The following is a 22,887-nucleotide window of genomic DNA, read 5'->3' as shown; positions in this document are numbered from 1 at the left end:
TGCTTTTGCGCCTCTTTTCCTGCCTCCGTTTGCTGATTGCCTGCCTCATGGGGAGCGGTTAAGGTGAAGGTCACTCTGCAAAAATGAAAGACAGGGGAAACCCTGGAAAGCAAGACGGCGAGGAAATGAATTCCTCTGTTCGTCTATAACAAGAAGCCTGGAGGCAAACCATGGAGATGTTGTCTGGCGCCGAAATGGTCGTCCGGTCACTTATCGATCAGGGCGTCAAGCAAGTATTCGGCTATCCCGGAGGCGCGGTCCTCGATATTTACGATGCGTTACACACCGTCGGCGGTATCGATCATGTGCTGGTGCGTCATGAGCAAGCCGCTGTGCATATGGCTGATGGTCTGGCACGTGCCACCGGAGAGGTGGGCGTGGTGCTCGTCACCTCAGGGCCTGGGGCAACCAACGCCATTACCGGCATTGCAACCGCCTACATGGATTCCATCCCACTGGTCATTTTATCCGGACAGGTTGCCACCTCGCTGATAGGTTACGACGCCTTTCAGGAGTGCGACATGGTGGGGATCTCCCGACCGGTGGTGAAGCACAGCTTCCTGGTCAAACAAACGGAAGACATTCCAGGCGTGCTGAAAAAAGCCTTCTGGCTGGCGGCCAGTGGACGTCCTGGTCCTGTGGTAGTTGATTTACCAAAAGATATTTTGAATCCGGCCAATAAACTGCCTTACGTCTGGCCCGATTCCGTGAGCATGCGTTCCTATAATCCAACGACCCAGGGGCATAAAGGCCAAATCAAACGTGCGCTGCAAACGCTGATTGCGGCGAAAAAACCGGTGGTCTATGTCGGCGGTGGTGCGGTGAATGCCCACTGTCACACGCAGCTGCGCGAATTAATCGAAAAATTAAACTTGCCTGTGGCTTCATCGTTGATGGGGCTGGGCGCTTTTCCGGCCACGCATCGTCAGGCGCTGGGTATGTTGGGTATGCATGGCACCTATGAAGCCAATATGACCATGCATAATTCCGATGTGATTTTTGCCGTCGGCGTGCGCTTTGACGATCGCACCACCAACAATCTGGCGAAGTACTGTCCGAATGCGACGGTGCTGCACATTGATATCGACCCGACCTCGATTTCCAAAACGGTGCCTGCCGATGTGCCGATTGTCGGCGATGCGCTGCAGGTGCTGGAACAGATGCTGGATCTGCTGGCGCAAGAGCCTGCCGTGCAGCCGCTGGATGATATTCGCGACTGGTGGCAGCAGATTGAGCAGTGGCGTGGACGTCAATGCCTGAAATATGACACGCAAAGCGAACACATTAAGCCGCAGGCGGTGATCGAAACGATCTGGCGACTGACAAAAGGGGATGCCTACGTCACCTCGGATGTGGGCCAGCATCAGATGTTTGCCGCCCTCTACTACCCGTTTGATAAACCGCGCCACTGGATAAACTCCGGCGGTCTGGGCACCATGGGGTTCGGGCTGCCTGCTGCATTGGGCGTCAAACTGGCGCTCCCGGATGAGATCGTCGTATGTGTGACCGGTGATGGCAGTATCCAGATGAATATTCAGGAGCTTTCTACCGCCTTGCAGTACGATCTCCCGGTGCTGGTCCTGAATCTGAATAACGGCTACCTGGGCATGGTGAAGCAGTGGCAGGACATGATCTATTCCGGTCGTCACTCCCAGTCCTACATGAAATCGCTGCCGGACTTTGTTCGCGTGGCGGAAGCCTATGGCCACGTCGGCATGCGTGTCAGCGATCCGAATGAACTGGAAGCGAAGCTCGGCGAAGCGCTGGAGCACGTCAGGAACAACCGCCTGGTCTTTGTGGATGTGATCGTCGATGGGACGGAGCACGTCTACCCGATGCATATTCGCGGCGGCGGTATGGATGAAATGTGGTTGAGCAAAACGGAGAGAACCTGATGCGCCGGATATTATCTGTTCTTCTGGAAAACGAATCGGGCGCGTTATCGCGCGTCATTGGGCTTTTCGCCCAGCGCGGTTACAACATTGAAAGCCTGACCGTGGCACCGACGGACGATCCGACGCTGTCGCGGATGACCATTCAGACCGTGGGTGATGCGAAAGTCCTTGAGCAAATTGAAAAGCAGCTGCATAAATTAGTGGATGTGCTGCGAGTGAGTGAATTAGGGCAGGGGGCGTACGTTGAGCGCGAAGTGATGTTGGTCAAAATTCAGGCCAGCGGATACGGACGCGAGGAGGTCAAACGCAACGCGGATATTTTCCGTGGGCAGATCATCGACGTGACGCCTTCTATCTATACTGTTCAGCTTGCCGGAACCAGCGATAAACTCGATGCGTTTCTGGCCTCCGTGCGTGATGTCGCCAAAATTGTTGAGGTGGCGCGCTCGGGTGTCGTGGGCTTGTCTCGCGGCGATAAAATTATGCGTTAGTCGTCAAAAAAGTTCGCCTCTTTCGACCCGGTCTGCAAAGCCGGGTTTTTTTTTGCCTAAACGGACCCTAAGGGAGAGAAAAGCGGTTGCCGCAACTTCTATTCTGCGTTTAGATGTTAAAAGATATAACCATAAACCTGACAAGGCCATGGACTCTTTTATTTCGTTTAAGGGGCAATTGTGAAACTGGATGAAATCGCCCGGCTAGCCGGCGTGTCACGAACTACGGCGAGCTATGTGATTAACGGTAAAGCAAAGCAGTACCGTGTTAGCGACAAAACCGTTGAAAAAGTCATGGCGGTGGTTCGTGAGCATAACTACCATCCGAATGCTGTTGCGGCCGGGCTACGTGCCGGGCGCACCCGATCTATTGGTCTGGTTATTCCGGATCTGGAAAACACCAGCTACACCCGTATTGCGAACTATCTCGAACGTCAGGCGCGCCAGCGTGGCTATCAGCTGCTGATCGCCTGCTCGGAAGATCAGCCCGATAACGAGATGCGCTGCATTGAGCATCTGCTTCAGCGCCAGGTCGACGCGATCATTGTTTCCACCTCTCTGCCACCAGAGCACCCTTTCTATCAGCGCTGGGCGAATGGCTCGTTCCCGATCGTCGCGCTGGATCGTGCGCTGGACCGCGAGCACTTCACCAGCGTCGTGGGCGCCGATCAGGATGATGCCGAGATGCTGGCCGCCGAGCTGCGTACCTTCCCGGCAGAAACCGTGCTCTACCTTGGCGCGCTGCCGGAGCTGTCCGTCAGCTTCCTGCGCGAGCAGGGGTTCCGTACTGCCTGGAAAGACGATCCGCGTGAAGTGCACTATCTCTACGCTAACAGCTACGAGCGCGAAGCCGCGGCGCAGCTGTTTGAGAAATGGCTCGAGACGCACCCGATGCCTCAGGCGTTGTTCACTACCTCTTTCGCGCTGTTACAGGGCGTGATGGACGTGACGCTGCGCCGCGAAGGGAAACTCCCTTCTGAGCTGGCTATTGCGACCTTTGGGGATAACGAACTGCTCGATTTCCTGCAGTGTCCGGTGCTGGCCGTAGCCCAGCGTCATCGTGACGTGGCTGAGCGCGTACTGGAGATTGTGCTGGCGAGTCTGGATGAACCGCGCAAGCCAAAACCAGGGCTGACGCGTATCAAACGTAATCTCTATCGACGCGGTGTATTGAATCGTCGTTAATTATCATTTTAGGGCAGGTCAACTGCCCTGATTGTTTCTCATTATCACGGCAAATAATATCCGGACTAAAATTAGGATAATTCTCTAAGATTCATAGCCTGCTATTCTTATTAATTCATATCGCATTCATCGGAGGCTTTTTAAGGTTATTTCGGCAACAGTAAGCACTCTTTTTTGTATTGTTTTGTTACAAAGCCTCCTCTCATGCTGAATTATCAGCCATTTTTTCTTCTTTGATGCCCACCTGCGTGCCAGGTCTTGTGTATTCACGCTTCTCCGGTGAATCTGGCGCTGTTATCCCCGTGCGTAATGTCTTAAAATGCCGCCCGCGTCGCAAACTGACACTTTATATTTGCCCGTGGTGGTATGGAGTGATTTTTAACATTCGAATGCATATCTGTTTTTTTTCTTACAAATATTCATGACGTTAATTTTGCCTCGCCAGTTGTGCAGTAATTAATCAAGTTGGGTTATGTCCGTAAATAGGGGGCTTTCCGTCCTGTATCGCGGTAGTCCTGGCTTGACAAGCTTTTCCTTCGCTCCGTAAACTCCTTTATGTGGGAATTTGTGGGTTAAAGTGGTGATAAGGGGTGAGGCTGGCATGTTCCGTGGGGCGGCGTTGGTCAATCTCGACAGCAAAGGGCGTTTATCGGTACCAACCCGATATCGCGATCAGCTGATCGAAAACGCGTCTGGTCAAATGGTTTGCACCATTGACATCAACCACCCCTGCCTGCTGCTTTACACCTTGCCCGAATGGGAAATTATTGAGCAAAAGCTGTCGCGACTGTCGAGCATGAATCCGCAGGAACGCCGCGTACAGCGGTTGTTATTGGGACATGCCAGTGAATGTCAGATGGATAACGCAGGGCGATTATTGATAGCGCCTGTGTTGCGCCAGCATGCGGGTCTGACAAAAGAAGTGATGCTGGTCGGGCAGTTCAACAAGTTTGAACTGTGGGATGAAACGACCTGGTATCAACAGGTCAAGGAAGATATCGACGCTGAGCAGTCTGATTCCGCAGTGTTGTCGGATCGATTGCAGGACTTGTCTCTATAAATATGATGGAAAATTATAAACATACAACGGTGCTACTGGATGAGGCTGTTAACGGCCTGAATATTCGTCCTGATGGCATCTATATCGATGGAACCTTTGGTCGCGGTGGTCACTCGCGTTTGATCCTCTCCCAATTGGGAGCGGAAGGCCGCTTACTGGCAATCGATCGCGATCCGCAGGCAATTGCCGTGGCGAAGACCATCGATGATCCACGCTTTTCCATCGTCCATGGACCTTTCTCTGCGTTGGCGGACTATGTCGCCGAGCGCGGCCTGACGGGCAAGATCGACGGCATTCTTCTCGATCTTGGCGTCTCTTCACCACAGCTTGATGATGCAGAACGCGGTTTTTCCTTTATGCGTGACGGGCCGCTGGATATGCGTATGGACCCGACTCGCGGTCAGTCTGCGGCGGAATGGCTGCAAACGGCCGACGAAGCTGACATCGCCTGGGTGATCAAAACCTTCGGCGAAGAGCGTTTCGGCAAGCGTATCGCGCGCGGCATCGTGGAGCGTAACCGCATCGAGCCGATGACGCGTACCAAAGAGCTGGCAGAAGTTGTGACCGCGGCAACGCCGGTCAAAGACAAATTCAAACATCCCGCGACCCGTACCTTCCAGGCGGTGCGCATCTGGGTAAACAGTGAACTGGAGGAGATAGAGCAGGCGCTAAAAAGCTCGCTCGGCGTGCTGGCCCCAGGTGGGCGGCTATCCATCATCAGCTTCCACTCGCTGGAAGACCGTATTGTGAAGCGCTTTATGCGTGAACAAAGCCGCGGTCCTCAGGTGCCCGCTGGACTGCCGATGACGGAAGAGCAACTCAGGAAGCTGGGTGGCCGTCAGTTGCGAGTAGTAGGCAAGTTGATGCCGGGCGAAGAAGAGGTGGCAGAGAATCCACGTGCCCGTAGTTCAGTGCTGCGCATTGCAGAGAGGACGAACGCATGATCAGCAGAGTGACAGAGACCTTAAGCAAGGTTAAAGGATCGTTAGGAAGCAACGAGCGCCATGCCTTGCCTGGCGTGATCGGCGACGATCTCTTGCGGTTTGGGAAGCTGCCACTCTGCCTGTTCATTTGCATCATTGTGACGGCTGTGACGGTGGTGACCACCGCGCACCATACCCGTTTATTGACCGCGCAACGCGAGCAGATGGTGCTGGAACGCGATGCGCTGGATATCGAATGGCGAAACCTGATTCTTGAAGAAAACGCGCTCGGCGATCACAGCCGGGTTGAACGGATCGCAACGGAAAAGCTGCAGCTGCAGCATGTTGATCCTTCGCAGGAAAATATCGTAGTACAAAAATAAGGGAACACGCGACGCATGAGAGCAGCGGCGAAAACGCAAAAACCGAAACGTCAGGAAGAACAGGCCAACTTTGTGAGTTGGCGTTTTGCGTTGCTTTGTGGCTGTATTTTACTGGCGCTGGTGTTCCTGCTGGGCCGTGCGGCGTGGTTGCAAATTATTGCACCGGACATGCTGGTGCGTCAGGGCGACATGCGATCCCTGCGCGTGCAGGAGGTCTCCACTTCGCGCGGGCTGATCACTGACCGTTCCGGTCGCCCGCTGGCGGTCAGTGTGCCGGTGAAAGCGATCTGGGCCGATCCGAAAGAGCTGCATGACGCCGGGGGCGTGACCCTCGACAACCGCTGGAAGGCGCTGGCAGACGCGCTGAAAATGCCGCTCGATCAGATGGCGGCCCGCGTTAACGCAAACCCGAAAGGGCGCTTTATCTATCTGGCGCGTCAGGTGAACCCTGATATGGCCGATTACATCAAAAAACTGAAACTGCCGGGCATCCATCTGCGCGAAGAATCACGCCGTTATTACCCGTCGGGAGAAGTGACCGCTCACCTCATTGGCTTCACCAACGTTGATAGCCAGGGGATCGAAGGGGTCGAAAAGAGCTTTGATAAATGGCTAACGGGTCAGCCGGGTGAGCGCGTGGTGCGTAAAGATCGCTATGGCCGCGTGATTGAGGATATCTCCTCAACCGACAGCCAGGCCGCGCACAACCTGGCCCTGAGTATCGATGAACGTCTGCAGGCGCTGGTTTACCGCGAGCTGAACAACGCCGTGGCGTTCAACAAAGCCGAATCCGGCAGCGCCGTGTTGGTGGATGTCAGCACCGGTGAAGTGCTGGCGATGGCCAACAGCCCGTCCTATAACCCAAATAACCTGACGGGGACGCAAAAAGATGTGATGCGTAACCGTACCATCACTGACGTCTTCGAGCCTGGTTCGACCGTCAAACCGATGGTGGTGATGACTGCGCTTCAGCGTGGCATCGTCAACGAAAATACCGTTCTGAATACGATCCCTTACCGAATTAACGGTCACGAAATCAAAGACGTGGCGCGTTACAGCGAATTGACCCTGACCGGGGTTTTGCAGAAGTCGAGTAACGTCGGTGTTTCAAAGCTGGCGTTAGCGATGCCGTCCTCAGCGTTAGTAGAGACTTACTCACGTTTTGGGCTAGGAAAGGCGACCAATTTGGGGTTGGTCGGAGAACGCAGTGGCTTATATCCTCAAAAACAACGGTGGTCTGACATAGAGAGGGCCACCTTCTCTTTCGGCTACGGGCTAATGGTAACGCCGTTACAGTTAGCGCGAGTCTACGCAACGATTGGCAGCTACGGGGTCTATCGCCCGCTGTCGATTACCAAAGTTGATCCACCGGTTCCCGGCGAGCGTATCTTCCCGGAAGCCACCGTGCGTACCGTCGTGCACATGATGGAGAGCGTCGCCCTGCCGGGCGGCGGTGGCGTAAAAGCCGCCATCAAGGGCTATCGCATCGCGATTAAAACCGGTACCGCGAAAAAAGTGGGGCCAGACGGCCGCTACATCAACAAATACATTGCTTACACCGCAGGCGTCGCGCCTGCCAGCAATCCGCGTTTTGCGCTGGTGGTCGTCATTAACGATCCACAGGCGGGTAAATACTACGGCGGCGCCGTCTCCGCGCCAGTGTTCGGTGCCATCATGGGCGGTGTATTACGCACCATGAACATCGAGCCTGATGCGCTGGCCACGGGCGATAAAAATGAATTTGTAACTAATCAAGGCGAGGGAACAGGTGGCAGATCGTAATTTGCGCGACCTTCTTGCTCCGTGGGTGCAAACGCTGCCCGCGCGAGAACTGCGGGAGATGGTACTCGACAGCCGTATGGCTGCGTCGGGCGATCTTTTTGTAGCAGTAGTCGGTCATCAGGCGGACGGGCGTCGGTATATCCCGCAGGCGATAGCGCAAGGTGTAGCTGCCATTATTGCTGAGGCAAAAGATGAGGCAACCGACGGCGAAGTCCGTGAAATGCACGGCGTACCGGTCATCTATCTCAGCCAGTTAAACGAGCGTCTCTCGGCCCTTGCGGGACGTTTTTATGATGAGCCGTCCGATCGGCTGCGTCTGGTTGGCGTCACAGGCACCAACGGTAAAACCACCACCACGCAGCTGATGGCGCAGTGGGCCGAGCTGCTGGGTGAAACCAGTGCAGTAATGGGTACCGTTGGCAACGGTCTGTTGGGCAAAGTAAACCCGACGGAAAACACCACCGGCTCTGCGGTAGACGTGCAGCATGTACTTGCCGGTCTGGCAGGGCAGGGCGCGACCTTTGCTGCGATGGAAGTCTCTTCTCACGGTCTGGTCCAGCACCGCGTGGCCGCCCTGAAATTTGCGGCGTCGGTCTTTACCAACCTGAGCCGCGATCACCTTGATTATCACGGCGACATGGAAAGCTACGAAGCTGCGAAATGGCTGCTTTATTCCACGCACCACTGCGGTCAGGCGATTGTTAACGCCGATGATGAAGTGGGCCGCCGCTGGCTGGCTAAGCTGCCGGATGCGGTGGCTGTGTCGATGGAAGACCATATTAATCCGAACTGTCATGGCCGCTGGCTGAAAGCGACGGACGTGAAGTATCACGATAGCGGCGCAACCATTCGCTTTGACTCCACCTGGGGCGAAGGCGAAATCGAAAGCCGCCTGATGGGCGCCTTTAACGTCAGCAATCTGCTGCTGGCGCTGGCGACGCTGCTGGCGCTGGGTTATCCGCTGGCCGATCTGCTGAAAACCGCCGCGCGTCTGCAACCCGTTTGTGGCCGCATGGAAGTGTTTAGCGCACCGGGCAAACCAACGGTTGTCGTCGATTACGCTCACACCCCGGATGCGCTGGAAAAAGCGCTGCAGGCGGCCCGTCTGCACTGCACCGGTAAACTATGGTGCGTGTTTGGCTGTGGTGGCGATCGAGACAAAGGTAAGCGTCCACTGATGGGCGCGATTGCCGAGCAGTTCGCGGATATTCCGGTGGTGACAGATGACAACCCGCGTACCGAAGAGCCGCGCGCGATTATCAACGATATTCTCGCGGGTATGCTTGATGCCGGGCGTGCACGTGTGATGGAAGGCCGTGCTGAAGCGGTGACGAATACCATCATGCAGGCTAAAGAGAACGACGTCGTGCTACTCGCCGGTAAAGGCCACGAAGATTACCAGATCGTCGGCGCACGTCGCCTGGATTACTCGGATCGCGTCACAGCGGCACGCCTGCTGGGAGTGGTGGCATGATTAGCTTAACGCTAAGCCAGGCTGCTTCTTTACTCAAGGGCGAGCTGCTGGGCCAGGATCTGACTATTGATGCCGTAACTACCGACACCCGCAAAATCACTGCGGGCTGTCTGTTTGTGGCGCTGAAAGGCGAGCGCTTCGACGCCCATGATTTTGCCGATCAGGCGAAAGAAAACGGGGCCGGCGCGCTGTTGGTCAGCCGTAAGCTGGATATCGACCTGCCGCAGATTGTGGTGAAAGACACCCGTCTGGCGTTTGGCGAGCTGGCGGCCTGGGTGCGTCAGCAGGTTCCGGCACGCGTTGTGGCACTGACCGGCTCTTCCGGTAAAACCTCTGTAAAAGAGATGACGGCGGCCATTCTGAGCCAGTGCGGCAACACGCTCTACACCGCAGGCAATCTGAACAATGATATCGGCGTACCGATGACGCTCCTGCGTCTGACGAAAGAATACGATTACGCCGTGATCGAATTAGGCGCCAACCACCAGGGCGAAATTGCCTGGACCGTCGGCCTGACGCGTCCTGAAGCGGCGTTAGTGAATAACCTCGCCGCCGCACATCTTGAAGGCTTTGGCTCGCTGGAAGGCGTCGCAAAAGCCAAAGGTGAGATCTACACCGGTCTGCCGAAAGACGGCATCGCCATTATGAATGCCGATAACAACGACTGGCTGAACTGGAAAAGCGTGATTGGTTCTCGCAAAACCTGGCGTTTCTCGCCAAATGCGGCCAACAGCGATTTCACCGCGACCAACATCCACGTGACCTCTCACGGGACCGAATTTACGCTGCAGACCCCGACGGGTGGCGTGGACGTTTTACTGCCACTGCCTGGACGCCACAACATCGCTAATGCACTGGCGGCTGCCGCGCTGTCGATGGCGGTGGGTGCCACGCATGAGGCGATCAAAGCCGGTCTTGCGAATCTGAAAGCGGTGCCGGGGCGTCTGTTCCCGGTACAGCTCGCAGAAAACAAACTGCTGCTGGATGACTCTTACAACGCTAACGTCGGTTCCATGACTGCCGCTGTGCAGGTGTTGGCAGAGATGCCGGGCTACCGCGTGATGGTGGTGGGCGACATGGCTGAGCTCGGTGTTGAGAGCGAAGCCTGCCACATCCAGGTCGGTGAAGCGGCGAAAGCGTCTGGCATCGATCGGGTATTGAGCGCCGGGACGCTGAGCCAGGCAATTAGCCAGGCGAGCGGTGTCGGTGAGCATTTCGCAGAAAAAACAGCGCTGATTGAGCGCCTTAAAACGCTTGTTAAAGAACACCAAATTGTGACGGTTTTAGTGAAAGGTTCACGTAGTGCCGCCATGGAAGAGGTCGTGCACGCATTACAGGAGAACGGAACATGTTAGTTTGGCTGGCCGAACATTTGGTCAAATATTATTCAGGCTTTAACGTCTTTTCCTATCTGACGTTTCGCGCCATCGTCAGCCTGCTGACCGCGCTGTTCATCTCTTTGTGGATGGGCCCGCGCATGATCGCCCGTCTGCAAAAACTCTCCTTTGGCCAGGTCGTGCGTAACGACGGTCCGGAATCACACTTCAGCAAACGCGGCACGCCGACTATGGGTGGGATCATGATCCTCACCGCTATTGTCGTTTCTGTTCTGCTGTGGGCTTACCCGTCAAACCCTTACGTCTGGTGCGTGCTGACCGTTCTTATCGGCTACGGCATTATCGGTTTTGTCGATGACTATCGCAAAGTGGTGCGCAAAGACACCAAGGGCCTGATTGCCCGCTGGAAATACTTCTGGATGTCGGTCATTGCCCTCGGCGTGGCATTTGCGCTCTATCTGGCAGGGAAAGACACGCCGGCGACCGAGCTGGTGGTCCCGTTCTTCAAAGATGTGATGCCGCAGCTGGGCCTGTTCTACATCCTGTTGGCCTACTTCGTGATTGTCGGAACGGGTAACGCCGTTAACCTGACCGACGGTCTTGATGGCCTGGCGATTATGCCAACCGTGTTTGTCGCCGGTGGTTTTGCGCTGGTGGCATGGGCGAGCGGTAACATGAACTTTGCCAGCTACCTGCACATTCCTTATCTGCGTCACGCCGGTGAGCTGGTGATTGTCTGCACGGCAATTGTCGGCGCGGGCCTCGGTTTCTTATGGTTCAACACCTATCCGGCGCAGGTCTTTATGGGCGACGTCGGTTCGCTGGCCCTGGGCGGCGCGCTCGGCATTATCGCCGTACTGCTGCGTCAGGAGTTCCTGCTGGTGATTATGGGCGGCGTGTTTGTGGTTGAAACCCTTTCGGTAATTTTGCAGGTCGGCTCCTTCAAGCTGCGCGGTCAGCGCATCTTCCGCATGGCGCCGATCCACCACCACTATGAACTGAAAGGCTGGCCGGAACCGCGCGTGATTGTGCGCTTCTGGATTATTTCGCTGATGCTGGTCCTGATTGGCCTGGCCACGCTGAAGGTACGTTAATCATGGCAGATTACCAGGGTAAAAAAGTCGTTATCATCGGGTTAGGCCTTACGGGCCTTTCCTGCGTGGACTTTTTCCTCGGGCGCGGCGTTACGCCGCGTGTGATGGATACGCGTGTTTCTCCGCCTGGTCTGGACAAGCTGCCAGAACAGGTTGAACGCCACCTTGGTGGTCTGAATGATACCTGGCTGCTCGATGCCGATCTGATTGTCGCCAGCCCTGGTATGGCGCTGGCGCATCCGTCATTAAGCGCGGCAGCAGATGCGGGCGTTGAAATTGTCGGCGATATCGAACTGTTTTGCCGTGAAGCTCAGGCGCCGATTGTGGCGATTACCGGTTCTAACGGCAAAAGTACGGTTACGACGCTGGTCGGCGATATGGCGAAAGCGGCGGGCGTTAACGTCGGCGTCGGTGGCAATATTGGCCTGCCTGCACTGATGCTGCTCGATCCGGCTCGCGAGCTGTATGTGCTTGAACTGTCCAGCTTCCAGCTGGAAACCACCTCTAGTCTGCAGGCCGTGGCAGCCACGATCCTGAACGTGACTGAAGATCATATGGATCGCTATCCGTTTGGCCTGCAGCAGTACCGCGCGGCCAAACTGCGTGTCTATGAAAATGCGAAAGTCTGTGTGGTAAACGCGGACGATGCGCTGACCATGCCGGTGCGTGGTGCGGACGAACGCTGCATCAGCTTTGGCGTGAATATGGGTGACTATCACCTGAATCACCAGCAGGGCGAAACCTGGCTGCGTGTGAAGGGCGAAAAAGTGTTGAACGTGAAAGAGATGACTCTTTCCGGGCAGCACAACTACACCAACGCGCTCGCGGCGCTGGCGCTGGCTGATGCCGCAGGTTTACCGCGTGCCTCCAGCCTCAAAGCGCTGACAACCTTTACCGGTCTGGCGCACCGCTTCCAGCTGGCGCTGGAGCACAACGGCGTGCGCTGGATTAACGACTCAAAAGCAACCAACGTGGGCAGCACCGAAGCTGCACTGAAAGGATTACGCGTCGATGGCACGCTGTATCTGTTGCTGGGCGGCGATGGAAAATCGGCGGATTTCTCGTCCCTGAAACCGTATCTGATGAGCGATAACATCCGCCTGTACTGCTTTGGACGTGACGGCGCTGAGCTGGCGGAGCTGCGCCCGGAAATTGCTGAACAAACTGAAACGATGGAACAGGCTATCCGCCTCATCGCGCCTCAGGTTAAGCCGGGTGATATGGTGCTGCTCTCTCCGGCATGTGCCAGCCTCGACCAGTTTAAGAATTTCGAACAGCGTGGTGATCTGTTTACCCGCCTCGCGAGGGAGTTAGGCTGATGCGTTTATCTCTCCCTCGCCTGAGAATGCCGCGCATGCCGGGGTCCCGAATCCTGGGCTGGCTGTTTGCGGCGCTGAAAGGCTGGGTGATGGGCTCGCGGACGAAAGATTCCGACAGCCTGGTCATGTACGACCGTGCGCTCCTGTGGTTCACGCTGGGTCTGGCGGCCGTCGGTTTTATCATGGTGACCTCGGCTTCGATGCCCGTTGGGCAACGTCTGGCGAACGATCCTTTCCTGTTCGCCAAGCGTGACGGTTTGTACATCATCCTGGCATTCTGCCTGGCGCTGATTACGCTGCGTCTGCCGATGGAGTTCTGGCAGCGCCACAGTACCGCAATGCTGATCGCCTCCATTATTATGCTGTTGATCGTGCTGGTGGTGGGTAGCTCCGTTAACGGTGCATCGCGCTGGATCGCCTTTGGCCCGCTGCGTATTCAGCCTGCGGAATTCACCAAGCTGTCGCTATTTTGTTATCTCGCTAACTACCTTGTGCGCAAGGTTGATGAAGTGCGAAATAACCTGCGCGGCTTCTTAAAACCGATGGGTGTGATTCTGGTTCTCGCAGTGCTTCTGCTGGCGCAGCCGGACCTCGGTACGGTGGTGGTGCTGTTCGTCACCACGCTGGCGATGCTGTTCCTGGCGGGTGCCAAGCTGTGGCAGTTCATCGCGATTATCGGCATGGGCATCTCGGCCGTGGTCCTGCTGATCCTCGCCGAGCCGTATCGTATCCGCCGTGTGACCTCTTTCTGGAACCCCTGGGAAGATCCGTTCGGCAGCGGTTATCAGCTGACTCAGTCTCTGATGGCCTTTGGTCGCGGCGAAGTGTGGGGCCAGGGTTTAGGCAATTCAGTTCAAAAACTGGAGTATCTGCCCGAGGCGCATACGGACTTCATCTTCTCCATTATTGGGGAAGAACTGGGTTATATCGGTGTGGTACTGGCACTTTTAATGGTATTCTTCGTCGCTTTCCGTGCTATGTCGATTGGCCGAAAAGCGCTGGAAATCGATCACCGCTTCTCAGGTTTCCTGGCCTGCTCAATTGGTATCTGGTTTAGCTTCCAGGCATTGGTCAACGTTGGCGCCGCAGCAGGTATGCTGCCGACGAAGGGCCTGACGTTGCCGTTGATCAGTTACGGTGGTTCGAGTCTGTTGATTATGTCGACGGCGATTATGTTCTTGTTACGTATAGATTATGAGACGCGTCTGGAAAAAGCCCAGGCGTTTACACGAGGTTCACGATGAATCAACCGAAGCGGTTAATGGTGATGGCAGGCGGTACCGGCGGACATGTTTTCCCGGGGCTTGCGGTTGCGCACCATTTAATGGATCAAGGCTGGCAAGTGCGCTGGCTGGGAACCGCCGATCGCATGGAAGCCGATCTGGTGCCGAAGCACGGTATCGAGATCGACTTTATTCGGATTTCAGGCTTACGTGGCAAAGGCATCAAAGCGCAGCTGCTGGCTCCGGTGCGTATCTTCAATGCCTGGCGTCAGGCGCGCGCAATCATGAAGCGCTTTAAGCCTGATGCGGTGCTGGGTATGGGCGGGTATGTTTCCGGGCCGGGTGGGCTGGCGGCCTGGTCGCTTGGGATTCCGGTTGTGCTCCATGAGCAGAACGGTATCGCCGGGCTGACCAACAAATGGCTGGCAAAAATTGCCACCAAAGTGATGCAGGCTTTCCCGGGAGCGTTTCCTGACGCAGACGTAGTGGGTAATCCGGTACGCGTGGATGTGCTGGCACTGACGTTGCCGCAGGAACGCCTGATCGGGCGCGAAGGCCCGGTGCGGGTACTGGTTGTCGGCGGCTCTCAGGGCGCGCGGATTTTGAACCAGACCCTGCCACAAGTGGCGGCAAAACTGGGCGATAGCGTGACGATCTGGCATCAGAGCGGAAAAGGTGCGCAGCAAATGGTCGAACAGGCGTATGCCGAAGCCGGTCAGTCGCAGCATAAGGTTACTGAATTTATTGACGATATGGCAGCGGCCTATGCCTGGGCCGATGTCGTGGTGTGCCGTTCCGGCGCACTGACGGTGAGTGAAATCGCCGCAGCAGGATTGCCAGCAGTGTTTGTGCCTTTTCAGCACAAAGATCGCCAGCAGTACTGGAATGCGTTACCGCTTGAGAAAGCGGGTGCCGCAAAGATTTTTGAACAGCCACAGTTTACCGCAGACGCCGTCGCTACCACCCTCGCGGGCTGGAACAGAGCGACTCTGCTGGAGATGGCCGAACGCGCACGCGCGACGGCTATTCCGGATGCGACCGAGCGGGTGGCAAATGAAGTGAGCCTGGCAGCAAAGGCTTAACCCTTGCAGCGCGTTTTGCGTTGCACGAATTTTTAGAAGTATCGATGGCGGTTAGAGAATGAATACACAACAACTGGCGAAACTGCGTTCAATCGTGCCCGAGATGCGTCGCGTCCGGCACATCCACTTCGTTGGCATCGGCGGCGCAGGTATGGGCGGTATTGCCGAAGTTTTAGCGAACGAAGGTTACCAGATCAGCGGTTCCGATCTGGCGCCGAACCCTGTTACGCAACAGTTGGCGTCGCTTGGGGCGACCATCTATTTCAACCATCGTCCTGAAAACGTACTCGATGCGAGTGTTGTTGTGGTCTCAAGCGCAATCTCTTCTGACAACCCGGAGATAGTTGCCGCGCACGAAGCGCGTATCCCGGTGATTCGACGCGCAGAGATGCTGGCTGAGCTGATGCGTTTTCGTCACGGTATTGCCGTTGCGGGTACCCACGGTAAAACAACGACCACGGCGATGGTCTCCAGTATTTATGCAGAAGCCGGTCTTGATCCGACCTTCGTTAACGGTGGTCTGGTAAAAGCGGCGGGCGTTCATGCGCGTCTGGGCCACAGCCGTTATCTCATTGCTGAAGCGGATGAGAGCGACGCGTCGTTCCTGCATCTGCAGCCGATGGTGGCGATTGTCACCAACATCGAAGCCGACCATATGGATACCTACCAGGGCGACTTCGAAAATTTAAAGCAGACGTTTATTAATTTCCTGCACAATTTGCCGTTTTATGGTCGTGCGGTGATGTGTGTGGACGATCCGGTGATTCGTGAATTGCTGCCGCGCGTGGGTCGTCAGATTACGACTTACGGTTTCAGCGAAGATGCGGACGTGCGGGTGGAAGATTACACGCAAATCGGTGCGCAGGGGCATTTCACCCTGGCACGTCAGGACAAACCGCTGCTGCGCGTTACCCTGAATGCACCGGGACGCCACAACGCGCTCAATGCTGCGGCTGCGGTGGCTGTCGCCACTGAAGAGGGCATTGAGGACGAGGCGATTTTACACGCGCTGGAAGGTTTCCAGGGCACAGGGCGTCGTTTTGACTTCCTCGGTGAATTCCCGCTGGAGCCGGTAAACGGCAAAGCAGGTACCGCGATGCTGGTGGATGACTATGGTCACCATCCGACAGAAGTGGATGCAACCATTAAGGCGGCACGTGCGGGCTGGCCGGACAAAAATCTGGTGATGATTTTCCAGCCACACCGCTACACACGTACGCGCGATCTTTATGACGACTTCGCAAACGTGCTATCGCAGGTGGATACGCTGCTGATGCTGGATGTTTATTCAGCGGGTGAAACTCCGATTCCGGGCGCGGACAGCCGTTCTTTGTGTCGTACGATACGCGGACGCGGTAAGGTAGACCCGATTCTGGTATCCGATCCGGCTCAGGCGGCTGAAATTCTGGCGCCAGTGCTGACCGGCAACGATTTGATTCTGATTCAGGGCGCGGGAAATATCGGCAAAATCGCGCGTAACTTAGCGCAAATCAAACTGACGCCGCAAACCTCAGAGGATGAACGCAATGGCTGATAAGATTGCGGTCCTCTTTGGCGGAACCTCTGCTGAGCGTGACGTCTCGCTGAACTCCGGCGCCGCCGTGCTGGCAGGTCTGCGTGAGGGGGGAGTCAACGCCCACCCGGTAGATCCTAAAGAGACGGACATCACCCGTCTCAAGGAGATGGGGTTTCATAAAGTCTTTATCGCTTTACACGGTCGTGGCGGTGAAGACGGTACGCTGCAAGGGCTATTGGATTTAATCGGTTTGCCTTACACCGGCAGTGGTGTAATGGCCTCCGCCATTTCCATGGACAAATTACGCAGTAAATTACTGTGGCAGGGCGCGGGTTTACCCGTTGCGCCATGGGTTGCGCTGACGCGCCGCGAGTTTGAAGCGGGCGTTGATGAGAGCGTCAATGTGCGCATTGCGCAGTTGGGTTTGCCAGTTATTGTCAAACCCAGCCGTGAAGGCTCAAGCGTCGGTATGTCCAAAGTTGATCAAGCTGGTGATTTAACCCAGGCGTTAGCACTGGCTTTTCAACATGATGAAGAAGTTCTGATTGAAAAATGGCTCAGCGGTCCGGAATTTACCGTGGCGATGCTCGGCGAAGAAATTTTGCCGTCAATTCGTATCCAACCCGCTGGAACCTTCTATGATTATGAAGCGAAGTATCTCTCTGATGAGACGCAATATTTCTGCCCAAGTGGTCTGGAAGCAGAACGTGAAGCAGATTTACAGGACCTGGTGCTTAAAGCCTGGACTGTTTTGGGTTGCCGTGGCTGGGGACGCATCGATGTGATGCAGGACAGCGACGGAGAATTTTACCTGCTGGAAGCGAATACCTCACCGGGTATGACCAGCCACAGCCTGGTGCCGATGGCGGCGCGTCAGGCGGGCATGAGCTTCTCGCAGTTAGTCGTACGTATTCTGGACCAGGCGGGCTGATATGTCGCAGGCTGCACTAAACACGCGCAACCGCGAAGAAGAGGAAGAATATTCTTCTTCAGGACGGAGTAATGGAACGCGTCTTGCAGGGATCCTGTTCCTGCTCGGTGTGCTGTGTACCGTGTTTATCAGCGGCTGGATGGTGTTGGGCTGGATGGAAGATGCGCAACGGTTACCGCTGTCAAAACTGGTGGTTACCGGCGAGCGTCACTACACGCGTAACGATGATATCCGCCAGTCGATCCTTGCGCTGGGATCGCCTGGCACTTTCATGACCCAGGACGTCAACATTATCCAGAGCCAGATTGAACGTCTGCCGTGGATAAAACAGGCGAGCGTCAGAAAGCAATGGCCTGATGAATTGAAGATTCATCTGGTTGAATATGTGCCCATTGCGCGTTGGAATGATCAGCATATGGTCGACGTAGACGGAAATTCGTTCAGCGTCCCGGCAGATCGTGTCAGCAAGCAAAGTTTACCGATGTTGTCTGGCCCGGAAGGCAGTGAAAACGAAGTGCTACAAGGTTTTCGCGAGATGGGGCAGGTGCTGGCTAAGGACAGATTTGCGTTAAAAGATGCGTCAATGACGGCTCGCCGCTCCTGGCAGCTGACGTTGACGAATGGGATTAAGCTCAATCTTGGTCGCGGCGACACGATGAAGCGTTTGGCGCGTTTTGTAGAACTGTACCCCGTTTTACAGCAGCAGGCGCAGACCGACGGCAAACGGATAAGCTACGTTGATTTGCGCTATGACTCAGGCGCAGCAGTCGGTTGGGTACCGGCTCCGGTTGAGGAACCTAATCAGCAACAGAATCAGGCACAGGTACAGGCAGAACAACAATGATCAAGGCGACGGACAGAAAACTGGTAGTTGGACTGGAGATTGGCACCGCTAAGGTTGCCGCTTTAGTAGGGGAAGTTCTGCCCGACGGTATGGTCAATATCATTGGTGTGGGCAGTTGCCCGTCCCGTGGTATGGATAAAGGTGGGGTAAACGACCTCGAGTCGGTGGTGAAATGCGTACAGCGCGCCATCGATCAGGCAGAATTAATGGCAGATTGCCAGATTTCCTCCGTCTATCTGGCCCTCTCTGGTAAGCACATTAGCTGCCAGAACGAAATCGGGATGGTGCCGATTTCTGAAGAGGAAGTGACGCAGGAAGACGTTGAAAACGTAGTGCACACAGCTAAATCCGTGCGCGTGCGCGATGAACACCGCGTGCTGCACGTGATTCCGCAGGAATATGCGATCGACTACCAGGAAGGTATCAAAAACCCGGTCGGTCTTTCCGGCGTGCGTATGCAGGCAAAAGTGCACTTGATCACATGTCACAACGACATGGCGAAAAACATCGTCAAAGCTGTTGAACGTTGTGGCCTGAAAGTTGACCAACTTATTTTTGCAGGACTGGCAGCAAGCTACTCGGTTCTGACTGAAGACGAACGTGAATTGGGCGTCTGTGTGGTTGATATCGGTGGTGGTACAATGGATATGGCCGTGTATACGGGCGGTGCATTGCGTCACACTAAAGTCATCCCTTATGCCGGGAATGTCGTGACCAGCGATATCGCTTACGCCTTTGGTACGCCTCCGAGCGATGCAGAGGCGATTAAAGTGCGCCATGGTTGTGCATTAGGCTCCATCGTCGGCAAAGATGAGAGCGTTGAAGTGCCAAGCGTGGGCGGTCGTCCGCCGCGCAGTCTGCAGCGTCAGACGCTGGCAGAGGTGATTGAGCCGCGTTATACCGAGCTGCTCAATCTCGTCAACGAAGAGATTTTACAGTTACAAGAACAGCTTCGTCAGCAGGGTGTGAAACACCATCTCGCGGCGGGGATTGTATTAACCGGTGGTGCAGCGCAAATTGAAGGTCTTGCCGCCTGTGCCCAGCGAGTGTTCCATACGCAAGTTCGTATTGGTGCGCCGCTGAATATTACCGGGTTAACGGATTACGCTCAGGAGCCGTATTATTCAACGGCCGTGGGCCTGCTGCACTACGGGAAAGAGTCCCATTTGAGTGGTGAAGCGGAAGTGGAAAAACGTACGTCGGTCGGTTCCTGGGTCAAACGACTCAATTCCTGGCTGAGAAAAGAATTTTAATTTTTAAAGAGACCGGAGAGAATTAGCGGTCTCAGGCGACAGGCACATACGCAAAAGCACTCTTTTGCCCAGGCAGGCTTGAGTGATGAAGCGTAAAAACGGAGAGAAACCATGTTTGAACCAATGGAATTAACCAACGACGCGGTGATTAAAGTCATCGGCGTCGGTGGCGGCGGCGGTAACGCTGTCGAGCATATGGTGCGCGAACGCATCGAAGGTGTTGAATTCTTTGCAGTTAACACCGATGCTCAGGCACTGCGAAAGACAGCTGTAGGCCAGACTATTCAGATCGGTGGTGGTATCACTAAAGGTCTGGGCGCTGGGGCTAACCCAGAAGTCGGTCGTAACGCGGCTGAAGAAGACCGTGAAGCACTGCGTGCTGCACTCGATGGCGCCGACATGGTGTTTATCGCAGCGGGCATGGGCGGTGGTACCGGTACGGGTGCTGCACCGGTCGTTGCTGAAGTGGCAAAAGATTTGGGTATCCTGACCGTTGCTGTCGTGACGAAGCCTTTCAACTTTGAAGGCAAGAAGCGTATGGCATTCGCGGAGCAGGGTATCACTGAGCTGTCCAAACACGTGGACTCTCTGATTACCATCCCGAACGACAAGCTGCTGAAAGTGCTGGGTCGCGGTATCTCCCTGCTGGACGCTTTTGGCGCAGCAAACGACGTGCTGAAAGGCGCGGTTCAGGGTATCGCTGAGCTGATTACTCGTCCGGGTCTGATGAACGTCGACTTCGCCGACGTCCGCACCGTGATGTCCGAAATGGGCTATGCGATGATGGGCTCTGGCGTGGCAAGCGGTGAAGACCGTGCGGAAGAAGCGGCTGAAATGGCGATCTCTTCTCCACTGTTGGAAGACATCGATCTGTCCGGTGCGCGTGGCGTTCTGGTCAACATTACCGCTGGCTTCGATCTGCGTCTGGATGAGTTCGAAACCGTGGGTAACACCATTCGTGCGTTCGCGTCTGATAACGCCACCGTGGTTATCGGTACTTCCCTTGATCCGGAAATGAACGATGAGCTGCGTGTGACCGTTGTTGCCACCGGTATCGGCATGGACAAACGTCCAGAGATCACCCTGGTCACCAACAAACAGACCCAGCAACCGGTAATGGATCGCTACCAGCAGCACGGCATGGCGCCGCTGACGCAGGAGCAAAAACCGGCTGCGAAAGTGGTGAACGACAATACGCCACAAACCGCGAAAGAACCGGATTATCTGGATATCCCAGCGTTCCTGCGTAAGCAAGCTGACTAAGAATTGGCTGGAATTTGGGGATTTTCGCTCTTTGTGCTAAACTGGCCACCCGTTAGTGATATACACTCTCGGTTGGATAAGTAATTTGGCGAGATTATACGATGATCAAACAAAGGACACTTAAACGTATCGTTCAGGCGACTGGCGTCGGTTTACATACCGGCAAAAAAGTCACACTGACGCTGCGCCCTGCGCCGGCCAATACCGGGGTCATCTATCGTCGCACCGACTTGAATCCACCGGTAGATTTTCCGGCCGATGCCAAATCTGTGCGTGATACTATGCTCTGTACTTGCCTGGTGAACGAGCATGACGTGCGGATTTCTACCGTAGAGCACCTGAACGCCGCCCTGGCGGGTCTGGGTATCGACAACATCGTTATTGAAGTCGATGCGCCAGAAATCCCAATCATGGATGGCAGTGCTGCTCCGTTCGTTTATCTGCTGCTTGATGCGGGCATTGATGAACTGAACTGCGCGAAGAAATTTGTACGCATTAAAGAGACTGTTCGCGTGCAAGATGGCGACAAGTGGGCTGAATTCAAACCGTTTAATGGTTTCTCGTTGGACTTTACCATCGACTTTAACCATCCGGCGATTGACGGCAGCAACCAGCGCTATGCGATGAACTTCTCTGCTGATGCGTTTATGCGTCAGATTAGCCGTGCACGTACTTTCGGTTTCATGCGTGATATCGAATATCTGCAGTCCCGTGGCCTGTGCCTGGGCGGCAGCTTCGATTGTGCCATCGTTGTTGACGATTATCGCGTACTGAACGAAGACGGCCTGCGTTTTGAAGATGAATTCGTTCGTCACAAAATGCTGGACGCAATCGGCGACCTCTTCATGTGTGGTCACAACATCATTGGTGCATTTACCGCGTTTAAATCCGGTCATGCACTGAACAACAAATTGTTGCAGGCAGTCCTCGCAAAACAGGAAGCCTGGGAATTTGTGACCTTCGAAGATGAAGCTGAACTGCCACTTGCATTCAAAGCGCCGAGCACAGTTCTGGCGTAACGGTTAATTCCGTATCGTAAAATCGACTGGTTGACCTGGTACTCTCTCCGGCCAGGAAGACCAGTCGTTTTTGTTTTTGCACGTCTGATTTTCTTCCCCGCATGATTATTGCCCGCTAAGCACAGAATGTGCGCGCGTTCGCTGCATTCTTGACCGTTTTTACCCGTGGCAATCTGTCATTCCTGCTGATGTATTATCGCTTTAGTGATAATATCTGTGCGCTAAATAATATCTGAACGCATGCCTGAACGGGCCTGCATACGATGGTGGATTAGGTGAGCGGAATACTAACGCGCTGGCGACAATTTGGCAGACGTTACTTCTGGCCGCATCTCTTATTAGGGATGGTTGCGGCGAGCCTCGGCTTGCCTGTACTCAGCCATACCGCAGAAGCGGCAACGCCTGCGAACACCACCACCGCCAAACACGATCTCTCCACGCGGGTTAACTTCACTCATCTCGCGCTGCTCGAAGCCAGTCGCCGTCCGAACTTTACGGTCGATTACTGGCATCAACATGCTATTCGCACCGTCATCCGTCATCTTTCGTTTGCCATGGCGCCACAAGCCTTGCCTGCTGCGGAAGAGTCGCTGCCGGTTCAGGCGCAACATCTTGCGCTGCTGGATACGCTCAATGCGCTGTTGACGCAGGAGAGCAAACCGCCGGTCATCGTTCGTCAGATGGCTCAGACCGCCTTTATCCCACACGCCGCCTTTTCGGTGTCCGCCTGGATTAGCCAGGTGCAGGGCATCCGCGCCGGGCCACAACGCCTCAGCTAAATTAACTTTTTTTCAATACCTTAATTTATCTGCC

20 protein-coding genes are annotated in these 22,887 nt (G+C 55.3%); all 20 read left to right on the top strand.

The annotated features are described in order from the left end of the window. The first annotated feature begins 170 nt into the window (after positions 1-170). The 20 genes from ilvI (at position 171) to secM (ending at position 22,853) form a co-directional block, all read left to right on the top strand. Positions 171-1,895, top strand: a complete 1,725-nt coding sequence (ilvI, locus tag DAI21_RS00810; protein ID WP_107702262.1) for an acetolactate synthase 3 large subunit — start codon at positions 171-173, stop codon at positions 1,893-1,895. Next, complete coding sequence (ilvN, locus tag DAI21_RS00805; protein ID WP_100777632.1) at positions 1,895-2,386, top strand: acetolactate synthase small subunit; 492 nt, start codon at positions 1,895-1,897, stop codon at positions 2,384-2,386. The genes ilvI and ilvN overlap by 1 nt, the downstream gene beginning before the upstream one ends. A gap of 180 nt (positions 2,387-2,566) precedes the next feature. Continuing rightward, on the top strand, positions 2,567-3,571 hold the full coding sequence (gene cra, locus DAI21_RS00800) for a catabolite repressor/activator (RefSeq protein WP_100777631.1): 1,005 nt from the start codon (positions 2,567-2,569) through the stop codon (positions 3,569-3,571). Between the two features lie 601 nt (positions 3,572-4,172). Then, the gene (gene mraZ / locus DAI21_RS00795; protein WP_107702261.1) at positions 4,173-4,631 is read left to right on the top strand and encodes a division/cell wall cluster transcriptional repressor MraZ; all 459 of its coding nucleotides are present in this window, start codon (positions 4,173-4,175) and stop codon (positions 4,629-4,631) included. 2 nt (positions 4,632-4,633) lie between these two features. Beyond that, the gene (gene rsmH, locus DAI21_RS00790; protein WP_100777629.1) at positions 4,634-5,575 is read left to right on the top strand and encodes a 16S rRNA (cytosine(1402)-N(4))-methyltransferase RsmH; all 942 of its coding nucleotides are present in this window, start codon (positions 4,634-4,636) and stop codon (positions 5,573-5,575) included. After that, a complete protein-coding gene (ftsL, locus tag DAI21_RS00785; protein WP_014068894.1) occupies positions 5,572-5,937 on the top strand; it encodes a cell division protein FtsL in 366 nt (121 codons plus the stop codon). The genes rsmH and ftsL overlap by 4 nt, the downstream gene beginning before the upstream one ends. 15 nt (positions 5,938-5,952) lie before the next feature. Further along, positions 5,953-7,719, top strand: coding sequence for a peptidoglycan glycosyltransferase FtsI (locus DAI21_RS00780; protein ID WP_100777628.1), 1,767 nt, complete (start codon positions 5,953-5,955; stop codon positions 7,717-7,719). After that, positions 7,706-9,193 carry a UDP-N-acetylmuramoyl-L-alanyl-D-glutamate--2,6-diaminopimelate ligase gene (gene murE, locus DAI21_RS00775; RefSeq protein WP_100777627.1) on the top strand — a complete coding sequence of 496 codons (1,488 nt, stop codon included), beginning with the start codon at positions 7,706-7,708 and terminating at the stop codon, positions 9,191-9,193. The genes DAI21_RS00780 and murE overlap by 14 nt, the downstream gene beginning before the upstream one ends. Then, entirely contained in the window at positions 9,190-10,548 is a 1,359-nt protein-coding gene (murF, locus tag DAI21_RS00770; RefSeq protein ID WP_107702260.1) for a UDP-N-acetylmuramoyl-tripeptide--D-alanyl-D-alanine ligase, read from the top strand. Before murE ends, murF begins: the two co-directional genes overlap by 4 nt. Then, positions 10,542-11,624 (top strand): phospho-N-acetylmuramoyl-pentapeptide-transferase, encoded by a 1,083-nt coding sequence (gene mraY / locus DAI21_RS00765; protein ID WP_095280770.1) that lies wholly within the window; start codon positions 10,542-10,544, stop codon positions 11,622-11,624. Before murF ends, mraY begins: the two co-directional genes overlap by 7 nt. A gap of 2 nt (positions 11,625-11,626) precedes the next feature. After that, positions 11,627-12,943: a UDP-N-acetylmuramoyl-L-alanine--D-glutamate ligase gene (gene murD / locus DAI21_RS00760; protein ID WP_100777625.1), complete on the top strand. Its 1,317-nt coding sequence runs from the start codon at positions 11,627-11,629 to the stop codon at positions 12,941-12,943. After that, a complete protein-coding gene (gene ftsW / locus DAI21_RS00755; RefSeq protein WP_102104595.1) occupies positions 12,943-14,187 on the top strand; it encodes a cell division protein FtsW in 1,245 nt (414 codons plus the stop codon). The genes murD and ftsW overlap by 1 nt, the downstream gene beginning before the upstream one ends. Then, on the top strand, positions 14,184-15,248 hold the full coding sequence (gene murG / locus DAI21_RS00750; RefSeq protein WP_107702259.1) for an undecaprenyldiphospho-muramoylpentapeptide beta-N-acetylglucosaminyltransferase: 1,065 nt from the start codon (positions 14,184-14,186) through the stop codon (positions 15,246-15,248). Before ftsW ends, murG begins: the two co-directional genes overlap by 4 nt. 58 nt (positions 15,249-15,306) lie before the next feature. Further along, positions 15,307-16,782 (top strand): UDP-N-acetylmuramate--L-alanine ligase, encoded by a 1,476-nt coding sequence (gene murC / locus DAI21_RS00745; RefSeq protein WP_107702258.1) that lies wholly within the window; start codon positions 15,307-15,309, stop codon positions 16,780-16,782. Next, the gene (locus DAI21_RS00740; RefSeq protein WP_107702257.1) at positions 16,775-17,695 is read left to right on the top strand and encodes a D-alanine--D-alanine ligase; all 921 of its coding nucleotides are present in this window, start codon (positions 16,775-16,777) and stop codon (positions 17,693-17,695) included. The genes murC and DAI21_RS00740 overlap by 8 nt, the downstream gene beginning before the upstream one ends. A gap of 1 nt (position 17,696) precedes the next feature. Continuing rightward, a complete protein-coding gene (gene ftsQ, locus DAI21_RS00735) occupies positions 17,697-18,539 on the top strand; it encodes a cell division protein FtsQ (protein ID WP_100777620.1) in 843 nt (280 codons plus the stop codon). Then, on the top strand, positions 18,536-19,792 hold the full coding sequence (ftsA, locus tag DAI21_RS00730) for a cell division protein FtsA (RefSeq protein WP_095280777.1): 1,257 nt from the start codon (positions 18,536-18,538) through the stop codon (positions 19,790-19,792). The genes ftsQ and ftsA overlap by 4 nt, the downstream gene beginning before the upstream one ends. 111 nt (positions 19,793-19,903) lie before the next feature. Continuing rightward, the gene (gene ftsZ, locus DAI21_RS00725) at positions 19,904-21,055 is read left to right on the top strand and encodes a cell division protein FtsZ (protein WP_006173842.1); all 1,152 of its coding nucleotides are present in this window, start codon (positions 19,904-19,906) and stop codon (positions 21,053-21,055) included. A 101-nt stretch (positions 21,056-21,156) separates the two neighbouring features. Then, a complete protein-coding gene (lpxC, locus tag DAI21_RS00720; RefSeq protein WP_100777619.1) occupies positions 21,157-22,074 on the top strand; it encodes a UDP-3-O-acyl-N-acetylglucosamine deacetylase in 918 nt (305 codons plus the stop codon). Between the two features lie 275 nt (positions 22,075-22,349). Beyond that, positions 22,350-22,853, top strand: coding sequence for a secA translation cis-regulator SecM (gene secM, locus DAI21_RS00715; RefSeq protein ID WP_107702256.1), 504 nt, complete (start codon positions 22,350-22,352; stop codon positions 22,851-22,853). Positions 22,854-22,887: the final 34 nt, after the last annotated feature.

This window comes from Lelliottia sp. WB101 (assembly GCF_003051885.1).
In the GTDB taxonomy this organism is placed as follows: domain Bacteria; phylum Pseudomonadota; class Gammaproteobacteria; order Enterobacterales; family Enterobacteriaceae; genus Enterobacter; species Enterobacter nimipressuralis.
The sequence above is the reverse complement of the archived record's forward strand: the minus strand, read 5'-3'. Positions and strand labels throughout refer to the sequence as shown.

Excerpts from the sequence above, each read along its gene's own strand:
- ilvI (WP_107702262.1), top strand. The coding sequence starts at position 171 with ATGGAGATGTTGTCTGGCGCCGAAATGGTCGTCCGGTCACTTATCGAT.
- DAI21_RS00740 (WP_107702257.1), top strand. The coding sequence starts at position 16,775 with ATGGCTGATAAGATTGCGGTCCTCTTTGGCGGAACCTCTGCTGAGCGT.
- murF (WP_107702260.1), top strand. The coding sequence starts at position 9,190 with ATGATTAGCTTAACGCTAAGCCAGGCTGCTTCTTTACTCAAGGGCGAG.
- mraZ (WP_107702261.1), top strand. The coding sequence starts at position 4,173 with ATGTTCCGTGGGGCGGCGTTGGTCAATCTCGACAGCAAAGGGCGTTTA.
- DAI21_RS00780 (WP_100777628.1), top strand. The coding sequence starts at position 5,953 with ATGAGAGCAGCGGCGAAAACGCAAAAACCGAAACGTCAGGAAGAACAG.
- ftsQ (WP_100777620.1), top strand. The coding sequence starts at position 17,697 with ATGTCGCAGGCTGCACTAAACACGCGCAACCGCGAAGAAGAGGAAGAA.
- ftsZ (WP_006173842.1), top strand. The coding sequence starts at position 19,904 with ATGTTTGAACCAATGGAATTAACCAACGACGCGGTGATTAAAGTCATC.
- ftsA (WP_095280777.1), top strand. The coding sequence starts at position 18,536 with ATGATCAAGGCGACGGACAGAAAACTGGTAGTTGGACTGGAGATTGGC.
- ftsL (WP_014068894.1), top strand. The coding sequence starts at position 5,572 with ATGATCAGCAGAGTGACAGAGACCTTAAGCAAGGTTAAAGGATCGTTA.
- murD (WP_100777625.1), top strand. The coding sequence starts at position 11,627 with ATGGCAGATTACCAGGGTAAAAAAGTCGTTATCATCGGGTTAGGCCTT.
- ftsW (WP_102104595.1), top strand. The coding sequence starts at position 12,943 with ATGCGTTTATCTCTCCCTCGCCTGAGAATGCCGCGCATGCCGGGGTCC.
- murC (WP_107702258.1), top strand. The coding sequence starts at position 15,307 with ATGAATACACAACAACTGGCGAAACTGCGTTCAATCGTGCCCGAGATG.
- mraY (WP_095280770.1), top strand. The coding sequence starts at position 10,542 with ATGTTAGTTTGGCTGGCCGAACATTTGGTCAAATATTATTCAGGCTTT.
- rsmH (WP_100777629.1), top strand. The coding sequence starts at position 4,634 with ATGATGGAAAATTATAAACATACAACGGTGCTACTGGATGAGGCTGTT.
- murG (WP_107702259.1), top strand. The coding sequence starts at position 14,184 with ATGAATCAACCGAAGCGGTTAATGGTGATGGCAGGCGGTACCGGCGGA.
- lpxC (WP_100777619.1), top strand. The coding sequence starts at position 21,157 with ATGATCAAACAAAGGACACTTAAACGTATCGTTCAGGCGACTGGCGTC.
- ilvN (WP_100777632.1), top strand. The coding sequence starts at position 1,895 with ATGCGCCGGATATTATCTGTTCTTCTGGAAAACGAATCGGGCGCGTTA.